We start from the raw sequence: 23,322 nt of genomic DNA, 5'->3' as shown, positions 1-23,322 counted from the left end.
GCTTGCAACCGCCGGCGGGTAACCTGCTGTTACACACACCTTCAACTGGTTGCACCTGCTTGCCTTTCTGTCTCGTAATATTGTCGTCAGCCATTCGACAGGAGACAAGCATGTTCAAACGCGCGATTGTTTTCGCAGCCTTCGGCCTTGCCGCCGCCTGCGCATCGACTGCCGCCTCGGCGCGGGTGGACGTCGGCGTGTTCGTCAATACGCCGGGTCCGGTGTACGCAGCGCCGCCTGTCTATGCGCCGCCGCCGGTCGTCTATGCGCCCCAACCGGTCTACGGTTACGGCTACCGGGACGACTACTATCGCGGTGGCCGTCACTGGCGTCACGATCGCGGCCGTCATCGCGGCTGGGATCGGCATCACGGGCGCGGCTGGTAAAGGCAAGCTCGGGCGCTTCACGCTACAGTAGCGGCTGCTGGTCCAGGCCGGGCCTCGCGCCGGCCCCCTTCGCAGTCACTCACTGATCGACGCCCGCGTGAAGACTCTTTCGCTTTCCGCCGCCCGCACCCTGCATCTGGCCGCGCAAGGTTTGCTGACGCCGCCGCGCCGCAAGGCCGTCAAGACCGACGTGCTCGACGCGATTCGCCGCATGGCGCAATTGCAGATCGACACGATCCACGTCGTCGCGCGCAGCCCCTATCTCGTGTTGTTCAGCCGCCTCGGCGCTTATCCGCCGCAATGGCTCGACGAACATCTCGCCGAAGGCAAGCTATTCGAATACTGGTCGCATGAAGCCTGTTTCGTGCCGATCGAAGACTACGGCCTGCTGCGCCATCGCATGCTCGATCCCAGCGGCATGGGCTGGAAATACGCGGCCGAGTGGCACAAGAAACATCGCAAGGAAATCGACAAGCTGCTCGCGCACATTCGCGCGACGGGTCCGGTACGTTCCGCGGATTTTGCCCGCGAGGCGGGCACGGGCAACGGCTGGTGGGACTGGAAGCCGGAGAAACGCCATCTGGAAGTGCTGTTCGCCATCGGGCAATTGATGGTGGCGGAGCGGCGCAATTTTCACCGCGTCTACGATCTGACCGAACGCGTGCTGCCGGCCTGGGACGACGCGCGCGATCTGCCGCCCGCGCACACCGTGACCGACGCCGTGTTACGCCGCACGTGCCGTGCGCTCGGCGTCGCGCGCGCCGACTGGGTCGCCGATTACTACCGGATGCCGCGTCGTCCGTATCGTGACGAACTGCATGCGCTCGCCGATCAGGGCGAGCTGATTTCGGTAAGCGTGGAAGGGTGGAAGCAGGACACATATGTGCATCGAGACTTCGCCGCGCTGCTCGACGATGCTGTGAGCGGCAAACTTACCTCGACGGTTACGACGGTGTTGTCGCCGTTCGATCCGGTGGTGTGGGACCGCAAGCGCGCCGCGGCGCTGTTCGACTTCGACTACGCGATCGAATGCTACACGCCCGCGCCGAAGCGCAAATACGGTTACTTCGTCTTGCCGCTGCTGAGTCGCGGCCGTCTGGTCGGCCGCGTGGATGCGAAAGCGCACCGGACTCAAGGTGTGTTCGAACTGAAGTCGCTGCACATCGAACCGGGCGTGCGGCTGAGCGCGCGTCTCGCCGGCGATCTGCGGCGCGCGTTGCAGCGCTGCGCGGATTGGCACGGCACGCCGCAACTGGAAATCACATCCGCGCCGCCGGAATGGCTCGACGCGTTAACAGTCGGTGACGCCCTGGACGACAGCGTGGCTGCCTGAGCGCCACCTGAACGCTACCTGAGCGCCGCATCAACGTCGCACTCAATGCAGCGCCGCCCACGCGAGCGACAAGGAAAACACACCGAGCACGATCGAAGCGCCGCGCTGCATCTTCACCGGATTGAGCCAGTTGAGCTTGCCGCTGCCGAGCGCCGCGCCGAACGCGATCCACGCGAGCGCAATCGGCACCAGCAGGCACGCGAATATCAGCATCGAAAAGACATAGGCCGGCAGGTGCGCGAAAGCGATAGCCGGAAAGATCGTGCCGGCGAACAGCAAGCCCTTCGGATTGAGCAGCGTCGCCACCAACAAGGTCCGCATGCCGCTCGCCCGCTGCGCCGAGTCGGGCAAGGCGACTGCCGCGCGCCACATATCGACAGCGAGGTAGGCGATGTACAGGCCGGCCGCCACGCGTAACAGCGAGGGCAACCACGGCACAGCATGCGCCGCCTGGACGAGAAAATGCCCCCACACCGAGATCGAGACCAGATAGCCGCCCAGTTCGGCGGCGATCAACGGCAGTGAACGCCGCACGCCCTGGCGCAAGCCGGCCGCCGCGAGCAGTGTATTGGTGGGGCCGGGCGTAATCAGCACGACGATAATGCCGACGGCCAGCAGCGCGATGGCAGACGCAGAGAGCATAAAAAAGGCGCAGTGTTCGAGAGACAGTGCGCCTTTTTATCATAGACAGCGGCGGCGCCGAAATGCGGCGGCCAATTACGGTGACGAATCGCAACCGCGTGATGCCGTCACCAAACCGGAGCAACGGCCAGTCGGCATCGGCATGCATGCCGATGTGAACCGCGCCGCCCACCGGCAACGCGCTGTCGCCTTAATGATCCAGCTTCGCGCGCAGCTCGCGAGCGGCTTCCAGCAGCCCTTCGTAACCGGAACGTGCATGCTCCGGCAAATCGGGATCGCCGACGAACGTGCCGAGCGTTTCGATCAGGCTATACAGAATGCCCTTTGCGGCGCCGGATGCAATGCTGCCCGACGAAACCTGCTGATCCACGTGACTGAGCGCTGCGTCGAGGTTTTCCAGATCGGGCCGGTCGCCCGTGGGTGGCTTAGGCGTTACGTCTTGCGTCATGATGAAACTTCGCTCCTGTTGATGCAGCGGTGAACAAGCCATCCTTTCACGTTGTTATATACCGATCGTGCGTTGCCGTCTATTCGTGATCTGCACGCATGCGACCGGCGTCAAGGCGTCCATCGATACATCAGAATTTTTGCGCGGGCGTCGTCCTCGAGTAGCACGACGTACTCGCCGTTGTCGCGTTGTACCGCGCTGATGCCGAGATACACATCCACCCAGCCGCTCGTGTTGCCGACGCTCGCGCCCGGCGTCATATAGCCGACCACCTGGCCGGTGCGCGCGTCGTAGACATCCACCCTCTGCGTGTATAGCTCCGCTACGAAGATGTAATTGCCGGCCACCGCGACGCCCACGGTTGTCGTTTGCGGATTGCTTTGCGTGTTCCAAGGCAGTGAGATCGTGTACTGCTGCGCCGGCGTGCCGGAGCTCCAGTTGTCATAACGCGCGAGCACCGGGCCCGCCTCTTTCCAATGCGTCGCATCCCATGGAATCGCGCTCGTGAAGCCGGAGATATACATCGTGTCGGTCGCCGCGATGTAGACGATCCGCGCAATTCGCGTGAACGGTTGCGGCATCGCGAACATCTTCGAACTGGCGTATGTGTAGATCGGATTGCGGGCGGAATCGAGACCCTGCAGCGGCATTTCGCGTATGCCGCTCAACGGCGTGGCAAGCCAGACATTGCCCGGCGTGTCGACCCACCAGAAGCCGTTGCCGACGGTGCTGCCTGTCGATGGATTGCTGCTGATCTCGCTGGCGTCGACGCTGCCGTTGCCATTGCTGTCGCGCCACAGCCATTCGCCATACGCGGGCTGCGCTGCGGGCCAAGTGCCCGGCAGCGGATTCTGCGCGAGCAGGCCGGATGGAATCGCCATTTCACCGTGGGCGGCGTCGAAGCGATAAACGTTCAGATAATGCGCGCCCGGATCCAGCGTGTAGAGAAACCGCTGGCCGTTGATTCGACGCACCATCGGCTCGCCGCGCACGCCGCGGGGCTGATGAAACGCGGGGTCGTCCGGATAATCGAAACGGTCGAGCGTGAAACCCGCATACGACCATTCGCGACCGACAGGTTGGCTGTAGTCGAGCGTGAAGCGTTTCGAGCCCGTGTAGACGGAATTGGGCGTGGCGGGATCGAACGCGGCGCTATCGACGAACGTCAGACCGTACAGGCGCCAGTTGAAGGCGTGCGAACTGTACACGTAGCTTTCGAGCACCGCGCCTTGTCCGACCGATGCCGACCCGACCGGCCGCGGCCCTTCGCCGTTCTGCGCGACGTACAGATTGCCCGCCGGATCGACACCGATGCCCGTCACGCCGTTGAAGCGCCAATTGCCCTGCACACCTTTGACCGCGTGAAAAATCCCGTTGCGCGTGCCGATCGGCGCGGCCGCTTGCGGCTGGCCGTTGGCGTCTTTGTTAAAGACGAGAATCTGCTGCGACGGTCCATTGTCCGCAACGAGAATTTGCCCCGTCGGCGTGACCGCGATGTCGGCCGGCACGGCGCCCACGGGCAGTGTCAATGTGCCGGCGAGCGCGGTGCCATTCGCGGCGTAGTGCTGAATAGTTAGGCTTCCCGACGAGATACCGCTTATCACCCACAACGTCGAATCGGCGTCCACCGCAATGCGTCCCGGCGACGTCACGTTCCACGAGCGCAAACGCTGCATCGAATTCGCGTCGAACACGACGATCCGGTTCGCGTAGGTATCGGCCACGTAGAGTTCGCTGTCGGTGGCGGCCATGCCGCGGATGCTCGCGTCGTTGCCGGTCGTTACCGTCTCGAGCGGCAGAAAGCTGTTCTTCGTCGCATTGGCGCTATTGCCGATGCCGCCGCTGAACGGGGCGCCGGTCGCCAGATTGGCGAGCGTGCGGCGCGTGATGCCGTACCAGGTCAGGTCGGCTGCGGGATAGTCCGCGCCGACCAGCGCGTTACTTTCGTTACCGATCGACATCGCCGCATACAGATACGTGTGATTCACCGCGACCGCGTCGCCGCCGGCCGCGCCCCAGCCATGTGTCGACCCGGCTACGGCAATCTTGTCGCTCGCGCGATAAGCGGCGATTTCACTGCCGCTTTCGTCCCAGGGCGCGTTGGTGTACACGGTGCCATCGGCGCCGACGCTGATGGCCTGAATATCCTGCTGCATCCATTTGCCGTCGCCGAAACCAAAGCTATTGCCGATCCATGAAGTGGTGTAATTGAGTTGAGATTGCGCTGACGCATTCAGTGGAATAAGGCTGTTAAAAATAACAGCGACCATGCCCAGGCGAGAGAACAATGTCACGACGGTATTTCCTTGCGAGGTACGAAGCGCGTCCAGTTGGCATGTCCGGTGCGTGTTCGCGCGCATGCGGATCGATAGGCAATCGCGCATACGTAAAGTTTGGCGCTTTATCCTCGCATAGAAAAATCGGAAATATATTGATAAAAAATCGCGTTAAATGTTGAATCACCCAAACCATTCGAAGCGCATAAGCTTGCGCACGAATACGGTGCTATTTGCCTTTCACGCGAATGCGATAAGCACACCGGCGCGCGCCGGCCAGCACACGTTCCTCGCGCTCGATCGAGCCATCTTCGCCCACAATCTCCGCAAAGAGTTGCAACTCCGTACGGCAAAATCCCTGGCAGGTTCGCGCCGCCGCACAAATCGGGCAATGGTTTTCGAGCAACAGCCAGTCGCGCCCGTCTTTTTACAACTCCGCCATGTAGCCCTCGGCGCTGCGAATTTCCGCCAGCTTCGCGAGCCGCGCTTTGAGGCCTTTGATTGGCCTGAGCGCCGTTGGCCGCGTTTCATGCGCAGCATCCGCATGTGGAACTGGCGCTCGGCGTGCAGCATCGATCGCTCGATCTGGTCGGTGAGAGCGTGGATTGCAGCATCGAGCTGGGCGAGCTGCCTTGGTTTGATCGAACGAGTGACCTGCGCGAGCCCAGCCTATCTGGCGCGATTCGGCGAGCCGCGCCATCTCGACGACCTCTCGGATCACATCGCCGTGCACTGGCTATCGACGCAAACCGGCCGCCGTATGGACTTCGACTTCAGCGTCGCAACGCGATCCAGCAAAGTGAAAATGGACAGCTTCATCCAGGTGAACGACGAGCACACTTACCTCGCCTCCGGACTCGAAGGCCTCGGCCTGATTCAGCCTGGACGCGCCGGTGCCGCGCCGTATCTTGCTTCGGGACAGATGGTCGAAGTGTTGCCGAAGTGCAGACCCGCGCCGGTGCCCGTTTCAGTGACGTATGTGAAGAGCCGGCAGATTTCGCCGCGTGTGCGCGCTTTCGTCGACTGGCTCGTCGAGGTATTCGAAAGCGCGCCTGGGATGGTGAGAACGGCGGCGGCGCAGCCGGTCGATTCACCGCAGTGGCCGGTGCTCGATTCGACTCGCGGCGCCGCGCTCACGCCACTTTGTTAATTGGCGAGTTTCACGCGCGACGCGCAGGAGTTCTCCGCGCGGCCCCAGCCGCTGCGCTGCTAATGCAGAGGAACCGGAGCGCATGCTGCCGTTGGTTCTTGCTCGATATGCGCTCTCCCGCAAAAGCTCACCGGTGGGTTTTCAACAGCTTTTTAGCTCCCGAAAACGCTCACCTCAAAAGCCTGCACGGTCCCTCACGAAGTCCGCACCCGGCGCACAAAAATACGCCGCGCGAGATCGAACGCCACCAGATTGCCGGCCACCACCAGCAACAGACCGACCACGGCCAGTGCGGACCACCGATAGCCTTCGAATACCGTCGACACCGCCAGCGCCACGATCGGAAACAAGACCGTGCTGTAAGCGGCGCGTTCCGGTCCGATGCGCCCGACAAGCATCAGGTACGCCGTGAAGCCAATCACCGAGCCGAAAATCGCTAGATAGGCGAGCGCGCCGAGATAGCGCGCGGACGGCTCGACGGCAAACGAAAAGTCGGCCAATAAGCTGCCCACAGTCAGAACGCTAGCGCCGATCAGCATCGCCCAGCTATTCGTGGCGAACGGGTGCAAGCCCATCGCCTGCATGCGGCTCGACAACAGATTGCCGGCCGAGAAGCACAAGGTTCCGAGAAACGCGATGCCAAGACCGAACCACGCGGCGTGATCGCCGAGATGCCCCGTCATCTGTTGAACGAACAGACATACGATGCCGACGAGTCCCAACGCCGCCCCCGCAATCGCCGTGGGTTGCAACGGCCGGCCCATGAACAGGCGGCCGTTGATCGAATTCAGCAGCGGCGCGGTGGAAAACACCACTGCCACGAGGCCGCTCGGCACCACCTGTTCAGCGTAGTAGAAGCACAAAAAGTTCAGACAGAAGAGCGCCAATCCTTGCGCGATCAGGAAACGCCATGCGGCGCGCGGCGGCCAGATCGGCCGGCGCATGACGCGCAGCAACGCGAACAACACCAGCGCCGCGATCCAGAAACGCCAGGCAATGGACACCGGCGGCGGCACCGCGCCCAGTTGCCATTTGATCGCGATCCACGTGGTGCCCCAAATCAGAACGGTGACGGCATAGAGGAACAAATTCATGGTCGAGCCTGCAGCGGCAAATACGGAATTTCACTATGCCGCAGCCCGGCTGGCTGCACTTGTCCAGGATTGCGCACTTTTTCGGAGCGGCAAGCCGCCGCGCGCGGGCGGCCGTATACTGGTGCTCATTCAGTCCTGACAAGAATTTCGCCCGCTTCGTGAACACCAGACCGCCCGCCCCCGTGACCCATTCCGCTGAAACGCCGTTCGGCCTTCAGTCGGTGTGCCACACGCTGAGCAGCGCCAACGCGAATCTGGACCGCTTCGCGTGGCTCGGCGACCGGCTGGCTATCGCCGTCTGGACACGCGACACGGAAGAAGCCGAGACCGTCTACGAGCGGCCCGGCCATCACACATTGTCGTGCTATCTGGACGGCGGCTATCGCACCGAACGCCAGAAAATGCCAGGGCATTACGGCGCGCCGTCACGGCTCTGCGCGCTGCCGGGCGAACACGAATCGCGTTGGTGGGTGCGCGGGCACATGCATTTCATGCACCTGTACTTCCTGCCGGAGCACTTCACGCAGCGCGCGGTTCAGGAGCTCGACCTCGAGCCGCGCGAACTGACGCTCGCCGATCGCACGTATTTCGAAGACGCCCGCATCGCCACGTTATGCCAGTCACTGGCGAACGAAGACTGGCAGGATCCGGACGGCTTGCTGCGCACCAACGAGACCGCGCACCAGGTGCTGAGTCTGCTGTTGCGCGCGCAAGGCGTGCGCCGCACGAATGCCTCGCTCAAAGGCGGCTTGTCGGTCGCGACTCGTCGGCGCCTGCACGACTATATCGAAAGCCATCTCTCGCAGACGCTCACGCTCGGCCAGCTGGCCGGCGTAGCGGTGCTGTCGGAATTTCATCTTGCGCGCATGTTCCGCACCTCGTTCGGACTGCCGCCCGCCGCGTGGATCGCGCAGCAGCGGCTCGAACGCGCGCGCACGCTGTTGCGCACCACGACGCTGCCGCTCGCTCAGGTCGCCGAACAATGCGGCTACGCGAACGCCAGCCATTTCAGCCATCGTTTCCGCGAGAGCGTCGGCGTGGCGCCGACCGCTTATCGGCAGGCTGTCGCTGCCTGAGCGCGGCCGGCACGCTTCCCGCGTTGCCGTGGTTGCCGCACTTACCGCAACGCCATCGCCAGCACTCGTGCCACATGGATCGCGTCGACTCCCGCGCCGTCATGAATCTGGTGCCGGCAACTCGTGCCGTCCGCGACCATGAGCGTGTCGCCGTCCATCTTGCGCACCGCCGGCAGCAGCGACAGCTCCGCCATCGCCTGCGACGTCGCGTAATGCTCGGCCTCGTAGCCGAAACTGCCCGCCATTCCGCAGCACGACGATTCCACCGTCGATACCTTCAACTCAGGAATCCACTTCAACACGGTTTGCACGGGCGTGAAGGCGTCAAAGGCTTTCTGATGGCAATGGCCATGCACCAGCGCCTGCTGCTTCGCCAAAGGCTTCAACACAAGCTGCAGACGCCCGGCCTTTTCCTCGCGCACCAGAAACTCTTCGAATAGAAATGCCTGTTTCGACAACCGCTGCGCTTCGTCGCCGAAACCGTAGTGCAGGAACTCGTCGCGTAACGAGAGCAAGCACGACGGCTCCAACCCGACGATCGGCACACCGCGCTCCACGAACGGCTTGAACAGATCGAGCATACGCCGTGCTTCCTGCTTCGCTTCATCCACAAGACCCGCCGCGAGAAACGTGCGACCGCAACACACGGGCCGCTCGCCCTGGCGTTTGTTGAAGTGCACCGTATAACCCGCAGCCTCCAACACTTGCTGCGCAGCGCGCGCGTTCTCCGGCTCCATGTTGTTGTTGAACGTGTCGACGAATAGCAGGACTTCTTTGAGTGCGACACCTTGGGCTGCGTTGCGCGACGACACCGCATCAGCCAGAAAAGACTTCTTGAAGCGCGGCAAGCTGCGCTCGCGCGCGAAACCCACGGACCGCTTGAACCACGCCGACAGCACCGGCACGTTATCGGCGAGCGCCATCAAGCCCGGCATGCGGCTCGCCGTCGACGCGTAACGCGGCATGAAAGCCACCAGCTTGTCACGCAGACGCAGCCCGTGACGCTTGACCCGCGCAGCCCGCGCCTCGATCTTGAACTTCGCCATATCGACGCCAGTCGGGCAATCGCGCTTGCAGCCCTTGCAGGACACGCACAGATCGAGCGTTTCCTTGACCTCGTCGCTCGCGAGGCCCGCTTCGCCGAGTTGACCGGAAATCGCGAGGCGCAACGTGTTCGCGCGTCCGCGCGTGACGTGCTGTTCGTCCTTCGTCACGCGATAGCTCGGGCACATGGTGCCCGCGTCGAACTTGCGGCAATGGCCGTTGTTATTGCACATCTCGACGGCTTTCGCGAGACCGCCGGCCAGATCGTTGCCGCTGCCCGGCAAGCTCTCCTGTCCGGTCAGCGGATCGCGTTCGACATTCCATGCCGACCAGTCGAGCGCCGTATCTATGCGATGTTCCTTGTAGCCCGGTGCGAAGCGGAAATTGCGCGCGTCGTCCATTTTCGGCGGACGCACGATCTTGTCGGGATTGAAGCGGTTGTCCGGATCGAACAGCGCCTTGATCTCGCTGAACGCCTGATTCAGACGCGGCCCGTACTGCCACGCGACCCATTCGCCGCGGCACAGTCCATCGCCGTGTTCGCCCGAATAGGCGCCCTTGTACTCGCGTACGAGGGCTGCGGCTTCGTCGGCGATCGCGCGCATCTTCTGCGCGCCGTCGCGGCGCATGTCGAGAATCGGCCGCACGTGCAGCGTGCCGACGCTCGCATGCGCATACCACGTGCCCTCCGTGCCATACCGATGGAACACCTCGGTCAGGCGGCTCGTGTATTCGGCCAGATGTTCGAGCGGCACGGCGCAATCTTCGATGAAGGACACCGGTTTGCCATCGCCCTTCATGCTCATCATGATATTGAGCCCGGCCTTGCGGACTTCCCACAACGCTTTCTGTTCGTTCGCGTCGGGCATCTCGACGACCGAATCGGGCAAGCCGAGATCGGCCATGAGTTCCGTGAGCTGTTTGAGCGACGCGAGTTGTGCGTCGCGGTCCTCGCCCGCGAACTCCACCAGCAGAATGGCTTGCGGTTCGCCGACCAGCGCCTTGCCGATCACCGGACGAAACGCCGGATTGCTCATCGCGAGATCGATCATCGTGCGATCGACCAACTCCACCGCCACCGGCTTCAGCTTGACGATGTGCTGCGTGAGATCCATCGACTGCCAGAAGGTCGGAAAGTTGACCACGCCAAGCGTTTTATGCACGGGCAGCGGCGCGAGCCTGAGCGTCAATTGCCGGCTGAAGGCAAGCGTGCCTTCCGAGCCGACCAGCAGATGCGCGAGATTCGCGATGCCGTCGTCGGTATAGGCGCGCGGGTTCTGGCAATCGAACACGTCGATGTTGTAGCCCGCCACGCGGCGCAAGACCTTCGGCACGCGCGCCACGATTTCGTCGCGCTCGCGTTCGGCGATCTGCTTCACGCCCGCGAGTATCTGCTGCAAGCGCGCGCCTTGCGGCGCCTCGCGCAACGAGGCGAAATGCGCTTCGCTGCCGTCGGCGAGAATCGCGTCGATCGCGGCGACGTTGTGCACCATGTTGCCGTATTCGATTGAGCGCGAGCCGCACGAATTGTTGCCGGCCATGCCGCCGATCGTGCATTGCGCGGCCGTCGACACATCCACCGGAAACCACAGACCGTGTGGCTTGAGCCAAGCGTTCAGATGATCCAGCACGACGCCCGGTTCGACCGTTACGGTACGCGCTTCGGCATCGAAGGCGACGATGTTGTTCAACCATTTGCTCGTGTCGATCACCAGCGCTTCGCCAACCGTCTGGCCGCATTGGCTCGTGCCCGCGCCGCGCGCGAGCAGCGGCACTTTTTCGCTGCGCGCGATTTCCAGCGCGATGCGCAGATCGTCCTGATCGCGCGGCACCACGACACCGACCGGCGTGATCTGATAGATCGACGCGTCGGTCGCGTAACGGCCACGGCTCGCCGCGTCGAACAACACGTCGCCGCGCAATGATTTGCGCAGATGCTGCGCGAGCGGACTCGTCAGACGCGCGGCGGAGGGAACCAGGTGGATCGGTTTGACGAGTAAAGCGGAAGTGGGATTCGTCATTTCGTCGGCCTATGGCAGAGACAGGAAGCGGCTAGTACAGCGTGAGGCTGACCGGCGCGAGTCCTTCAATGCGCCCGCTCGCCGTGCCCGCCGTCTTCGGAAAGAACATGCCGGTGTATGAACCGGCCGTGATGACCATCTCCGGCGTCACGGCAATGCCGCGCGACGTGGCGTGATTGACGAGCCAGGTCAGCAGGCGCCGTGGATCGCCGGCCGGATTGGCGGGCGTGGCTTTCACCACGTCCTGTCCGTCGAAACTGAATTGCAGCGACGGCGCCACGAACGGAAAGTCCTCGCGATACGGCGTGAATTCCCCGACGATCAACGCGCCGTGATTCTGCAAGTCCGCGAGTTGAGCGAGCTTGTCGATGGCGGGCCATTCGGCGTAGCGGCTCGCCACGATCTCGATGGTCGCGCCGATCGAGCCGATACTCGCCAGCACTTCGGCCTCGCTATACGGCGTGGCGGAAACATCGAAGCGCCGCCCGAAGCGAAACGCGATTTCGAGTTCGAGTCCTAAGGGCGCGAAGTCATCGCGCGGCAAACGCGCGCCGTCGGCATGCAGGTCGAGGTCGGGTAACGGCGCGCCCTGGATCGGACCGCTTTCGGACTTCGCGCCGATTTTCCAACCGGCGATCCGCGCGCCGCATGCGTCCAAGATCTCGTGCTGGATCGCGTAGGCCGCGGCGGCGTCGGTCGGGATTTGCTCGGGCGGCAACGTGTCGAGCGTGGCGCGATTGCGGCGTGCGTCGGCGAGACGCCGGGTGAGTGCTGTCGTCATAGTGTCGTGTCGTGAGGCGCAGAGATAGAGCGGTGCAGTGCGCTCAAACGCCCATGCCGGTGGGAACATGCGCCTTGTCGGCCGCGTTGAGCGCGAATTTGCTTTCCGGCTGCATGCGGAACGCGAGCACCACGCCGATCGCCATCAACAGCATGCTGCCGACGAACGGCAATTCCCAGCTCCCGAAGTAGTCGATCAGAAAACCGCCGACCACCGGCGAGATGATTGCGGCCAGTGCCGAGCCGGTGTTCATCATGCCGCTCGCCGTGCCCGAGTATTCCGGCGCGATATCCATCGGAATCGCCCACATCGGACCGATCGTCATTTCAGCAAAGAAGAAGCCGGACGCGAGACATGCCATCGACAGATACAGGCTGTGCGTGAACATCAGCGGAATCAGCGAAAGCAGGCAGAAGAACATGCAGACCGACACCATCCAGCTACGTGCGCGCTTCAGACTGCCGGTGCGGGTGAAGATCCAGTCGGTCACAATGCCGCCGAGCGTGTCGCCGATCACGCCGGCAAAGAACACCACCGAGGCGAAGATCGCCGACTTCTGCAATTGCAGGTGATAGCTGTGCAGAAAGTATTGCGGAATCCAGCTCAGGAACAACCACAGCGTCCAGCCGTAGCAGAAGTACACGATCGTGACCGGCCACATGCGGCGAAACAGTTTGCTCCACGGCACACCGGCGGCTTTCGGTTTCGGCGAGGGCAGCACGGACAGTTCGTCGTTCGTGATACGCGGGTGGTCTTTCGGATGCTCGGTAAACGTGATGACCCACACGCCGACCCACAACAAGCTGAACACGCCGCAGATATAGAACGATTCGCGCCAGCCCCACGTCGCCATCACGAGAACGATCAGACCGGGCGCCACCGCATTGCCGATCCGCGACGCCGCGTGTGTGATGCCCTGCGCGAAGCCGCGTTTTTCCTTGGCGACCCAACGCGCCATCGCCGAGGTGGCGGCGGGAAACGTCGCGCCTTCGCCGAAGCCGAGCAGCACGCGCGCGGCCAGCAGCGAAATCAGGCCGCCGGCAAAACCCGTCAGCAAAGTCGCAACGCCCCAGATCGCGCCGCAAAAAATCAGCGTGCGCTTCGCGCCGAAACGATCACTGACCCATCCGCCGATGATCTGAAAGATCAGATACGGATACGCGAAGGCCGAGAACACCAGGCCGACTTCCGTATGCGAAAGATGGAATTCCTTGCCGAAACCCGCGGCCGCGGTGCTGACGTTGACGCGGTCGAGGTAGGTGATGAAGTACATGATGCAGAGCATCACTAGAACGATACTGGTCGCACTGGTCACACGAAACCGCTTCATCGTCTCTCTCCATTGCATGTGTCGACGGCGGACCTGAGATGGCGCGCTGCGTCGTTGCCCGGCGGCGGCTTGCGCCGCGGGACCATCGCATTCGTTCGGGCCGCGTTCTATGCGCGGCTTCGTGAGGGAAGGGCTTCACGCCTTCCTTTTTTCCGCGAGTCGCGGGTTGCGCTCCGCTCGATGCCTCGAAAGGCACCGCTTTCAGGGCGTACTCAGGCTGCGGCTTTCAGGCCGGATGCCTTGGTCGGCTGGCTCAACCACTCCATAGCGGCAGGCAGGCCGCTTTTCTTGAGCGGCACGCCCGCGAGCCGCAGACCCATTTCGCAGCCGGCCAGCGTGGCCAGCAGCATCAGGTCGTTGCAGTCGCCGAGATGGCCGATGCGGAACATGCGCCCCTTCATCTTGCCGAGCCCCGTGCCGAGCGACATGTCGAAGCGTTCGTAGATGAGCTTGCGCACCGCGTCGGCGTCGATGCCGTCGGGCATCATCACGCCCGTGAGCACCGGGCTGTACACCGACGGATCCGCACACTGAATTTCCAAGCCCCACGCACGCACCGCGCGACGGGTCGCTTCGGCGAGACGTTCGTGACGGGCGAACACGTTGTCCAGCCCTTCGCCGAGAATCATTTCGAGCGCTTCGTTAAGGCCGTAGAGCAGGTTCGTGTTCGGCGTGTACGGCCAGTACCCGGTCTTGTTCATCTCGACGATGTCAGTCCAGTCCCAGAAACTGCGCGGCAGTTTGGCCTGCTTGCTGGCGGCCACGGCTTTCGGCGAGATCGCATTGAAGCTGATGCCCGGCGGCAGCATCAAACCTTTTTGCGAGCCCGAGACGGTGACGTCGACGCCCCATTCGTCGTGACGGTAATCCGCACACGCGAGGCCCGAAATCGTGTCGACCAGCAGCAAGGCCGGATGACCCGCGGCGTCGATTGCGCGGCGCACGGCGGCGATGTCGGACGTCACCCCCGTGGAAGTTTCGTTGTGCACCACGCACACCGCCTTGATCGCGTGTTGCGTGTCGGCACGCAGACGCTCCTCGATCATTTGCGGCTGCACGCCGCGACGCCAGCCTTCAATGCCCGGCAGGCCGAGGAACTCCGGCTTCAGCCCAAGGCTTTCCGCCATCTTTTTCCACAGCGTGGCGAAGTGGCCGGTCTCGAACATCAGCACGTGGTCGCCGGGGCTCAGCGTGTTCGACAACGCCGCTTCCCAGGCGCCCGTGCCCGAAGCCGGGTAAATCACCACGGGCTGCTGCGTCTTGAAGATTTTCTTGATGCCGTCGAGCACCTTCAGACCAAGTTCGCCGAACTCCGGACCGCGGTGGTCGATGGTGGGGTAGCTCATCGCCCGGAGGATACGGTCGGGTACCGGGCTCGGACCCGGGATCTGCAGAAAGTGACGGCCAGCGGGATGAAAGTCTAACTTGAGCATTGGGCTCCTCCGATTGAATTTTGCATTCAAAAAACTATATCAGACGAACTGCGACAATCCCAAGGTGAAAATTGCGTGTTGGCACCGGTGTTTACCCGCGCTATTAACTAATCTTTGAGCTTCCTATAAAATCCGGGTTAATAGGATGTCGAGGGCTTTTGTATGCAAAATTCGGATTTTGAAGCGAGCATCGCCGCTTCCCCGCTCATGCCGAAGGTCGAGCGGCAGCGCTTGCACGACACGGTGGTGGAGCACATTCGGCGCTTTATCGTTGAGGGCGTGCTCGAGCCGGGCAAGAAGCTGAATGAGCGCGAGCTGTGCGAAACGCTCGGCATTTCACGCACGCCGCTGCGCGAGGCGCTGAAGGTGCTGGCCGCTGAAGGGCTGATCGAGATTTCGCCGAATCGTGGCGCGTCGGTGTCGAAGATGTCGGAGGCTGAGCTGCGCGAGACCTTCGAATTGATGAGCGGCCTTGAAGCCTTCTCCGGCGAACTGGCGGCTGAGCGGATGACGGCGGCTGAACTCGCCGAGATCAAGGCGCTGCACTACGCCATGCTCGCGTGCCGCACGCAAAACGATCTGGCCGGGTACTACAGCCGCAATCAGGCGATTCACGACAAGATCAACGAGGCGGCCAGGAATTCAGCACTGCGGCAGACTTATGTCGCGGTGAACCGTCGCTTGCAAGCGCTCAGGTTTCGGTCGAACTTTCAGATCCCCAAGTGGGATAGCGCGATTCATGATCACGATGAAATGCTGAAGGCGCTCGAGGCGCGAGATGGCAAGAAGCTGAGTGCGATTCTTCGGCAGCATCTGCTTGATAAGCGCGATGCGGTTTTACAGGTGCAATCGCGGGAAGAGCTGGCTGCGTCGCCGTTGAAGACTTGAGGCAAGTCGAGTCAATGCATCTGAACGCCGGTTGTGTTTGGCGTTGATGTGAATTTGCACGTCCGCGCAGATGGCAAAACTTGTCCACCTAAAATGTTGGCAAGCCTGTGGACAACGTTCTTACATCTTGCGCAAGTGGTTGATGCAAAGGGTGTATCGACTGGTGGGGCATGCATGAGCATGAGCGGCGCCACGGCCAGCGGGGTCTGTCGCCTCGGCGCCGCGCAGATCGGCACGGGCACGATACCCAACCTCAAACAAGTATCTCTACGGAGTGCAACGCCCGGAGAATTTCCGGCGTTCGCACCCAGGATTCGTCGCGGATCGTATCGATCAGGCAGTCGATAAAACAGCTCGACACAGCATCGGGAGGTTGTCCCGCACGCGTGATGATGCCGACGGTCGACTCTTCCAGTTGTTCTCGCACGGGGATCGCGCAGAGCCCTTCGTGCGCCGCGCATAGCTCGACGAGCGGCCATGGAAAGATGCTGACCATGTCCGTGCGCTTGAGCAGCGAAACGGCGACGGTCAATGAGTGAAGAAAGTGAATGCTGCGCGGCACGGTCAACCCGTACTGCGCGAACATCGTGTACGGCGTCCGCCCTTCCGTTTCAGGATCCAGCGCGACGAGCCAGTCGAGGTCGAGCAGGTCGACCAGCGAGCGGCTGTCCGCACACGGATGACCTTGCCGCGCGACAATCGCCCGTCCCGAAGAAAACAGCGGCCGGTAAGCGAACTCGGAGCCTGTCTCGCCCGGCGTTTGCCTGCCCACATAGATGTCCAGGCTGCCGTCGCGCAAACGCGGATTGGCAATCGCCGGCAGACCTTCGAAGATCTCCAGCTGGATGTCCGGCATCCTCGCACGAAAGCGTATAACAGCCTCCGGAAGAAACGTCTTGGTGACCCACGCCGACACGGCCACCGAGAGGCGCCCGTGCGGAGCGCCGCGCATCGCGTTGACGGCCTGATGCGCATGGGTTATTTGCGCGACGACGAGGCGCGCATGGACCAGTAGCGTTTGCCCGCATTCCGTGAATGTCACGCCTGACGAAGTGCGCGCCACGAGCTGCATTTGTACGGTCTCCTCCAGATACTTAAGGTTCTGAGTGACCGCCGCGGGCGAGGAATTGAGCAGTCGCGCCGCGCCGCGGACGCTGCCCGCGTCGGCAATGGCGACAAGCGCACGTAACTGATGAAATTTCATTGCACTTTGAGATTAACGATGCCACCGGCGAACGCGTTGAAAACGACGGTGGCCGCGGCGACGCCGGCGACGGCCCGGTCATGGAAAATCGCAGGCGACCGCGACACCACGTTCGACAACGCGCCAGCAGCCTTCAGTGCAGAATCTTCGCGAGAAAATCTTTCGCGCGATCCGACTTCGGATTCGCGAAGAAATCTTCCTTGCGGTCGTCTTCCACGATCAGGCCGCGATCCATGAAGATCACGCGATGGGCGACCTTCTTCGCAAACCCCATTTCGTGCGTGACGCACATCATCGTCATACCCTCCTGAGCGAGTTCGACCATCACGTCGAGTACTTCGTTGATCATTTCCGGATCGAGCGCGGAGGTGGGTTCGTCGAACAGCATCGCGATCGGATCCATAGAAAGCGCGCGCGCGATCGCCACCCGCTGCTGCTGACCACCCGACAGTTGCGCCGGAAACTTGTCCGCCTGCGCGCGCAGGCCGACGCGATCCAGCAGCTTCAGCCCCTTCGCCGCCGCTTCGTCTTTCGAACGGCCCAGCACCTTGACCTGCGCGAGCATCAGATTCTGCACAATCGACAGATGCGGAAACAGTTCGAAGTGCTGAAAGACCATGCCGACTTTCGCGCGCAACTTCGACAGATTGACCTTCCTGTCGGTCAGCGATTGACCGTTGATGACGATCTCGCCTTTCTGAAACGGCTCGAGACCGTTGACGGTTTTGATGAGCGTGGATTTCCCCGAACCAGACGGACCACACACCACGACTACTTCGCCTTTCTGGATCTTGGTCGTGCAATCCGACAGCACCTGGAACTGCCCATAATATTTAGAAACGCCATTCAACTCGATCATTTTGCCAACCTCGTTCGGACCACTTTGACGGTTACCGTCAACCCTGTAGTAATCGACCAGTAAGCGACGCCGGCGAACAGCAGCATCGGCACGACCGTACCGTCGCGCTCGCCGATTGCCGATACCCGGCGGAAAAAATCGCCCAGCGCTATCACGTAGACCAACGACGTGTCCTGGAAAATCACGATGCACTGTGTCAGCGCCACCGGGACCATCGCGCGAAACGCCTGCGGCAGAATCACATAACGCATGGTCTGTCCCGCTGTCATGCCGAGCGCAAGCGCGGCCTGCGCCTGGCCGCGCGGCAGGCTTTCGATCCCGGCCCGGATGATTTCGCAAAAGAATGCGGCTTCCAGCAGCGAATAGGCCACCATCGCGGAGATAAGCCGCACGTCGACACCGGCGGGCAAGTTGAACAGCGCCTTCAGGAACTGCGGCACGATCAGGAAGAACCACAACAACAGCATCACCAGCGGAATCGATCGGAACAAGGCAACGTAGCCTTGGGCGAAAACGCGCACCGCGCGCTGCGGCGACCGGTGCAATACCGCTAGCACGGTGCCCCATAGCACGCCGCATAAGATCGCCACGAACGTAATCTGCAATGTGACGCCCATGCCCGCGAGCACGATACCCTTTGATTCCGCGAGCGCCTGCCAATCTATGTTGAACATCTCAATCTCCCAGCAAGCCCGGCAGACGGGTTTGGCGACGAATCCAGTTCATGCCGTGCAGAATCGCAAAGTTCAGCGCCATATAGGCCAGCGTCACGCAGATGAACGATTCATAGGGCTGTGCCGTGTAATCGACCAGCTGACGCGCCTGCCCCGATAACTCCAATAGGCCGATGGTCGAAGCGACAGCAGAATTTTTTGAAATGATCAGAAACTCGGATGTGAGCGGACCGAGAATGGTGCGAAACGTTACCGGCAGCAACACGTAGCGGTAAGTCTGCGCGCGCGTCAGACCGAGCGCGAACCCCGCGTTGAACTGGCCGCGCGGCAGCGCCTGAATGCCGGCGCGCACCTGTTCGCAAATTCGTGATCCTGTATAGATACCGAGCGAGAAGATCGATACCGACAAAAACTGCGTATACGGCGGCAGGTTTTTGAACCAGTCGCCCAACGCCGTCGGCACCAGCTCCGGCACGACAAAGAACCAGATAAAGAACTGCACGATCAGCGGCACGCCGCGGAACACCGACACATACATAGTGCCGAGCATCGCCGCGGGACGGCTCGGCAGCGTGCGAAGAATTCCGAAGCCGGTGCCAACCACGAGCGCCAGCGCGTAGGCCGACACGGTCAGCAGCGCGGTGTTCAGCAGGCCGGAAAACAGCCATCCGAGGTACGTCGTGTGCTCGCCGGTAGACACGGCCTGCAGCAACACACCCCAATCCCACGAGTAATCCATAACCCTCTCCAGGCCGGCGGACCGTGGCCCGCCGCAAATGACAACCGCCCGTCAGGACGCCGGTTTATCGTTCGGATGCGCGAACAGCGTCTGCATGCGAGTGGACATCGGGAAGTTGAGATTGATGCCCTTCGGCGGAATCGGCGTCATAAACCACTTCTTGTAGATTGCCGTGGCCGCGCCGGAGCGTTCGGCATCCGCAATCGCGGCGTCCATCAGCGCTTTCAACTGCGCATCGTTCTTGCGCAGCATGCAGCCGTAGGCCTCGAATGATTGCGGCGTGCCGACGATTGCGTAGTCTTCCGGACGGCTGGTTTTGGCACGCTCGCCAGCCAGCAGCGCGTCATCCATCATCATCGCCTTGGCGCGGCCGGTGGAGAGCATCAAGAACGATTCGCTGTGATCCTTTGCGCTGATAATGTTCATGTCCATCGATTTCTCGACGTTCATGTTGCGAATGGATTTCTCCGATGTGGTGCCCGCACCGACGACAACCGTCTTGCCCTTGAGGTCGGCGAAATCATGGATACCGGAATTTTGCCTGACGAGCAGGCGCGTGCCGATGTCAAAGAAGCTGTTGGAAAAATCAACTTGCTGCGCTCGCGCAGCGTTGTTTGTCGTGCTCGTGCACTCGAAGTCGATCGTGCCGTTCTGCAGCAGCGAAATTCGGTTCTGCGACGTAATCGGAATCAGGCGCACTTGCAGGTCGCCCTGCTTGAGCTGCGCCTTGATGCGCTCGACAATCAGATTCGCGATGTCGATTGAATAGCCAATCGGTTTTTGTTGCGCGTCATAGTATGAGAACGGAATCGACGCGTCGCGATAACCGATAGTGACAACGTGCTGGTCCTGGATCTTCTTGAGCGTATCGGTCTGCGCCGCATCGGCCGCTATTACGGGCATCGACACGACGGCAAGCGCGGCTGCAAGCGCTGAAAGGCATGCGCCGAATGCGTGGCGCGGACTCAATCTGGAACGGGTTTGTTGCATGGTGTCTCCCCTATGTGAGGTTGATTTCGATTTTGGCAGTCGGCGCGGGCTGTCCGGCTCCAGGAAAGCGAAGTGGAGAAATCGGCATGGCCCGCGCTTTATGCGCCAGTGATGGCCGATACATCGATTACATACATCTGGCGCTCGCCTTCATGTACGGAATCGATGCAGACCGCGCGGCCGTCGCGGCGCCAACGCGGATGCAGATCGCAGCGGTTCTCCTTCTTCAGATCGGGTGGCGTGTAGAAAGAGCCGATGTCGTAGCGCAAACCTTCTTTGGTGTCGAACAGGAACAACACCCGCTCGTTGGTCTGCGTATCCGGATACGTGTCGGACAACAGCCAGCGCGCGTCGACGGGCGAATACGTCATGTGACCGTTCTCGGTCAGCACGCCCTCGCCGACGACATCGACCTGACCTGAATCACTGTCCTCGTAAAGATGGTAGTGAATGCTGCCCGCATGCGGTCCCCAGACGATGATGTGCCGATCGTCCCGCCACAGCGGGTGAGAAATCTGGTACTCGGACTTCTCGTAGTCGAAGGTGCCGACCGCGGCAGGATCGAAATCTTCCGCGAGCTGCGGCAATGGATGGTCGGAACATTCGAGCAAGCGCATGGCCGTTCCGTCCGGATTCATCGTGATCAGCCGATGCAGGAAACAGGTCTCGTCGGCTACCCGCTCGGTCCAGCGATGCAGGAATAGCATCCGCGACGACGCCGGATTGATTTCGATATGGCTCACCCAGTGGATTGCCTTCTCCATCGACGCCTTAGGATGAAAATTGCGCAAATCAGCGTAACTCACCAGCAACTGCGTGGCGCCAGTAGCAAGGTCCATCCGATAGATACCGTCGTCCGATGGCGCGAGCGGCAGTTCGAAGGGGCCGCCGTGCTCGCCATATCCAATCGTCTCGTGCGTGACATACAGGCGACGGTAGTCGACGCACAGCGCGTAGCGGCTGTTGGGTGCGACCACATAGACAGGCAGCGGCAGCGCCGTCGAGGCGTTGCTGTCGATATCATGGATCGCTGCGCCAAAACCCGGATAGCGCGCGGTCATGTCACCGGTGCGGACGTTGTAAACGATTTTGCGTCCAGGTTCGCCATCGAGCCATTGCAACTGGCAGCCCATTTGCCAGTTCCATGCGCGCGTAGTGCCGACCGCGCGAAATGCCTCGCGCTCGCCCAGAGTGAAATAGCCCACTTCGGCCTCCAGCTCCGGTGTCAGGCGCGCATCCATCATCGGCACCTGATTGGCCAGCAGATAGCTGTTCGTCTTGTCCCAGACAGATTTATTGTAGTAACCGAAGAAGTGATGTTTCCCCCCCGGCTCCAGGCGATGTACGGGGCATGGATGTTTGATGACGCGAGACGAAGTCATGAGCTGGTGCGTTCAAAAATCGGTGAGACCGCGATAGGAAGCGTTGCGGCCGGAAATGGGATAGCTGGATCATATATTTGGGCAACCTATGCGAAGTAATTCTTTTTTTTCGATAGGCTATTCACTTTTGGTATAGTCTGGACCTCGCGCCGTCATCCATCCTCTTCGGTGAAACTATGGCTAGGCCTTTGAATTTCCAGCAGATCCAGGCCTTTCGCGCCGTGATGCAGATGGGCACCACGACTGGCGCCGCCTCGATGCTAAACACGACGCAGCCGTCAATCAGCCGGCGCCTTGCGGAGTTGCAGAGTTCCACCGGGCTCGAACTCTTCGAGATGCACCAAGGGCGGCTTCGGCCGACCAGCGAGGGCAAGCTGCTCTACAAGACCGTCCAGAAGCACTTCGACGGACTGGAAAAGATCGAATCCGTGGTCGCGATCATGCGCAAGTCGGGCACGGGTGCGCTTCGCATAGGCTGCACGCCAACGCTGGGGGCCGGGCTGCTGCCGCAGGTGGTGCGCTCGTTTCTATCGGAATTTCCGGGCACCTATCTCAACATGCAGACCATGAACACGCCACAGCTAGCTGATCTGCTGCGGCAAGATCTGTTCGACGTCGTGCTGACCACAGGCAAGCTCGATCCGCGAGACTTCGAGCCGGTGATCATCAAGACCGTGCCGGCGGTTTGCGTGTTGCCGCCTGGTCACCGGCTGCATGTCGAGCCGGAGATTCATGTGTCCATGCTGCTCGACGAAACGATGCTGTCGCTGGGCGAAGCCGACGACCTCACGATCGAAATCAAGAAGCTGCTGCAAGCTCACGGCTTGTCCGACAATTTTCTGATCGAAACCACGTCATCCATCGCGATCTGCGCGCTCGTTGCAGCCGGCAACGGTATTGGAATCGTCAACCCCTACGTGGCCAGTACGTTTGCAGGGCAGTTGCTGATCAAACCGCTTGTCCCCACTATCGACGTCGCCGTTCAGATGGCTATGCCGAGACACACGGCGCCGTCGCTATTGACGCGTCATTTCGTTGACGTCCTGCTGGCACACATCAATGGGATGCGCACGGACCCCGGGTGCTGAAAGTAAGGCTCTGCTGAATTACACATAGGCCGGGAATATAGCGAGCGGATAAAGTCCGGAACCCTCCATCGCCGCCTGACTTGCCGCGCTTCTCCGACGAGAACCGCGAGGCCAACGCACACCTCGTCAAAACATGGGCCACCTGGACGCGGCATATCACCGCACCTACAGATGGCGCATTAAGACAATCGTTACCCAGCAGACAAAGTTATCAAATAAGGATAACTACTATTATCCGCAGCGATCGCCTATTCGCGCCAGATAGACACCTTATATTTTCAACCGGGTCGATTGCCTGATGCGGCAATCCGTTCACCTTTGCTTTACGCGTTCACCCAAACGACCCGTTTTCTCATCACCGATTCTCGGATATCGTGACAGCACATTCATGACCGCCCGCGCTGAGACATGCAAATCATGCTGCTTATGCCGGTGCGCATGATTCTGACCTGCATGACAAGTTGTCATGTGTCGGACGAAATTC

Annotated in this window: 20 protein-coding genes; 6 read left to right on the top strand and 14 right to left on the bottom strand. The window is 61.4% G+C overall.

Annotated elements, in window-relative coordinates:
• The first annotated feature begins 110 nt into the window (after positions 1 to 110).
• Both ACFSNN_RS00595 and ACFSNN_RS00590 read left to right on the top strand, forming a co-directional pair.
• A complete protein-coding gene (locus ACFSNN_RS00595; protein ID WP_134461651.1) occupies positions 111 to 386 on the top strand; it encodes a hypothetical protein in 276 nt (91 codons plus the stop codon).
• Between the two features lie 97 nt (positions 387 to 483).
• Complete coding sequence (locus ACFSNN_RS00590) at positions 484 to 1,719, top strand: winged helix-turn-helix domain-containing protein (RefSeq protein WP_134461648.1); 1,236 nt, start codon at positions 484 to 486, stop codon at positions 1,717 to 1,719.
• Between the two features lie 42 nt (positions 1,720 to 1,761).
• Here ACFSNN_RS00590 and ACFSNN_RS00585 read toward each other — a convergent pair whose 3' ends face one another.
• The 3 genes from ACFSNN_RS00585 to ACFSNN_RS00575 all read right to left on the bottom strand — a co-directional run bounded on the left by ACFSNN_RS00585 (position 1,762) and on the right by ACFSNN_RS00575 (position 5,079).
• A complete protein-coding gene (locus tag ACFSNN_RS00585; protein ID WP_134461645.1) occupies positions 1,762 to 2,361 on the bottom strand; it encodes a LysE family translocator in 600 nt (199 codons plus the stop codon).
• 190 nt (positions 2,362 to 2,551) lie between these two features.
• Positions 2,552 to 2,809, bottom strand: coding sequence for a hypothetical protein (locus ACFSNN_RS00580; RefSeq protein WP_012428738.1), 258 nt, complete (start codon positions 2,807 to 2,809; stop codon positions 2,552 to 2,554).
• A 110-nt stretch (positions 2,810 to 2,919) separates the two neighbouring features.
• Positions 2,920 to 5,079: an NHL repeat-containing protein gene (locus ACFSNN_RS00575; RefSeq protein ID WP_134465528.1), complete on the bottom strand. Its 2,160-nt coding sequence runs from the start codon at positions 5,077 to 5,079 to the stop codon at positions 2,920 to 2,922.
• Positions 5,080 to 5,614: 535 nt separating this feature from the next.
• Between ACFSNN_RS00575 and ACFSNN_RS00570 the strand changes: the two genes are divergently transcribed.
• Positions 5,615 to 6,235, top strand: a complete 621-nt coding sequence (locus tag ACFSNN_RS00570) for a LysR substrate-binding domain-containing protein (RefSeq protein ID WP_244322902.1) — start codon at positions 5,615 to 5,617, stop codon at positions 6,233 to 6,235.
• Between the two features lie 194 nt (positions 6,236 to 6,429).
• Here ACFSNN_RS00570 and ACFSNN_RS00565 read toward each other — a convergent pair whose 3' ends face one another.
• On the bottom strand, positions 6,430 to 7,329 hold the full coding sequence (locus tag ACFSNN_RS00565) for a DMT family transporter (protein WP_134461642.1): 900 nt from the start codon (positions 7,327 to 7,329) through the stop codon (positions 6,430 to 6,432).
• Between the two features lie 158 nt (positions 7,330 to 7,487).
• On the opposite strand from ACFSNN_RS00565, the gene ACFSNN_RS00560 reads away from it, so the two are divergent.
• Positions 7,488 to 8,405: a helix-turn-helix domain-containing protein gene (locus tag ACFSNN_RS00560; RefSeq protein WP_134461640.1), complete on the top strand. Its 918-nt coding sequence runs from the start codon at positions 7,488 to 7,490 to the stop codon at positions 8,403 to 8,405.
• Positions 8,406 to 8,446: 41 nt separating this feature from the next.
• Here ACFSNN_RS00560 and ACFSNN_RS00555 read toward each other — a convergent pair whose 3' ends face one another.
• From ACFSNN_RS00555 to ACFSNN_RS00540, 4 genes are all read right to left on the bottom strand, one after another.
• Positions 8,447 to 11,470 carry an FAD-binding and (Fe-S)-binding domain-containing protein gene (locus ACFSNN_RS00555; protein WP_134461637.1) on the bottom strand — a complete coding sequence of 1,008 codons (3,024 nt, stop codon included), beginning with the start codon at positions 11,468 to 11,470 and terminating at the stop codon, positions 8,447 to 8,449.
• Positions 11,471 to 11,501: 31 nt separating this feature from the next.
• Positions 11,502 to 12,251 (bottom strand): 2-keto-4-pentenoate hydratase, encoded by a 750-nt coding sequence (locus ACFSNN_RS00550; RefSeq protein WP_134461634.1) that lies wholly within the window; start codon positions 12,249 to 12,251, stop codon positions 11,502 to 11,504.
• A gap of 43 nt (positions 12,252 to 12,294) precedes the next feature.
• Positions 12,295 to 13,581 carry an MFS transporter gene (locus tag ACFSNN_RS00545; protein ID WP_134461631.1) on the bottom strand — a complete coding sequence of 429 codons (1,287 nt, stop codon included), beginning with the start codon at positions 13,579 to 13,581 and terminating at the stop codon, positions 12,295 to 12,297.
• Between the two features lie 212 nt (positions 13,582 to 13,793).
• Positions 13,794 to 15,014 carry a pyridoxal-phosphate-dependent aminotransferase family protein gene (locus ACFSNN_RS00540; RefSeq protein ID WP_134461628.1) on the bottom strand — a complete coding sequence of 407 codons (1,221 nt, stop codon included), beginning with the start codon at positions 15,012 to 15,014 and terminating at the stop codon, positions 13,794 to 13,796.
• A gap of 162 nt (positions 15,015 to 15,176) precedes the next feature.
• On the opposite strand from ACFSNN_RS00540, the gene ACFSNN_RS00535 reads away from it, so the two are divergent.
• Positions 15,177 to 15,902: a GntR family transcriptional regulator gene (locus ACFSNN_RS00535; protein WP_134461625.1), complete on the top strand. Its 726-nt coding sequence runs from the start codon at positions 15,177 to 15,179 to the stop codon at positions 15,900 to 15,902.
• Positions 15,903 to 16,155: 253 nt separating this feature from the next.
• On the opposite strand, the gene ACFSNN_RS00530 is transcribed toward ACFSNN_RS00535, so the two are convergent.
• The 6 genes from ACFSNN_RS00530 to ACFSNN_RS00505 all read right to left on the bottom strand — a co-directional run bounded on the left by ACFSNN_RS00530 (position 16,156) and on the right by ACFSNN_RS00505 (position 21,750).
• A complete protein-coding gene (locus ACFSNN_RS00530; RefSeq protein ID WP_134461621.1) occupies positions 16,156 to 17,106 on the bottom strand; it encodes a LysR family transcriptional regulator in 951 nt (316 codons plus the stop codon).
• 133 nt (positions 17,107 to 17,239) lie between these two features.
• A complete protein-coding gene (locus ACFSNN_RS00525) occupies positions 17,240 to 17,965 on the bottom strand; it encodes an amino acid ABC transporter ATP-binding protein (RefSeq protein ID WP_134461618.1) in 726 nt (241 codons plus the stop codon).
• Positions 17,962 to 18,639 (bottom strand): ABC transporter permease subunit, encoded by a 678-nt coding sequence (locus ACFSNN_RS00520; RefSeq protein WP_134461615.1) that lies wholly within the window; start codon positions 18,637 to 18,639, stop codon positions 17,962 to 17,964. Before ACFSNN_RS00520 ends, ACFSNN_RS00525 begins: the two co-directional genes overlap by 4 nt.
• A gap of 1 nt (position 18,640) precedes the next feature.
• Entirely contained in the window at positions 18,641 to 19,378 is a 738-nt protein-coding gene (locus ACFSNN_RS00515; RefSeq protein ID WP_134461612.1) for an amino acid ABC transporter permease, read from the bottom strand.
• Positions 19,379 to 19,429: 51 nt separating this feature from the next.
• On the bottom strand, positions 19,430 to 20,368 hold the full coding sequence (locus tag ACFSNN_RS00510) for a glutamate/aspartate ABC transporter substrate-binding protein (RefSeq protein ID WP_134461610.1): 939 nt from the start codon (positions 20,366 to 20,368) through the stop codon (positions 19,430 to 19,432).
• Positions 20,369 to 20,466: 98 nt separating this feature from the next.
• Entirely contained in the window at positions 20,467 to 21,750 is a 1,284-nt protein-coding gene (locus ACFSNN_RS00505; protein ID WP_377690029.1) for a hypothetical protein, read from the bottom strand.
• 176 nt (positions 21,751 to 21,926) lie between these two features.
• Here ACFSNN_RS00505 and ACFSNN_RS00500 point away from each other — a divergent pair, with 176 nt between their 5' ends.
• Positions 21,927 to 22,838, top strand: coding sequence for a LysR substrate-binding domain-containing protein (locus tag ACFSNN_RS00500; RefSeq protein ID WP_134461605.1), 912 nt, complete (start codon positions 21,927 to 21,929; stop codon positions 22,836 to 22,838).
• The last annotated feature ends 484 nt before the right edge of the window (positions 22,839 to 23,322 follow it).

The sequence above is a fragment of the Paraburkholderia dipogonis genome (assembly GCF_042680985.1).
Lineage (GTDB): Bacteria > Pseudomonadota > Gammaproteobacteria > Burkholderiales > Burkholderiaceae > Paraburkholderia > Paraburkholderia phytofirmans.
The sequence above is the reverse complement of the archived record's forward strand: the minus strand, read 5'-3'. Positions and strand labels throughout refer to the sequence as shown.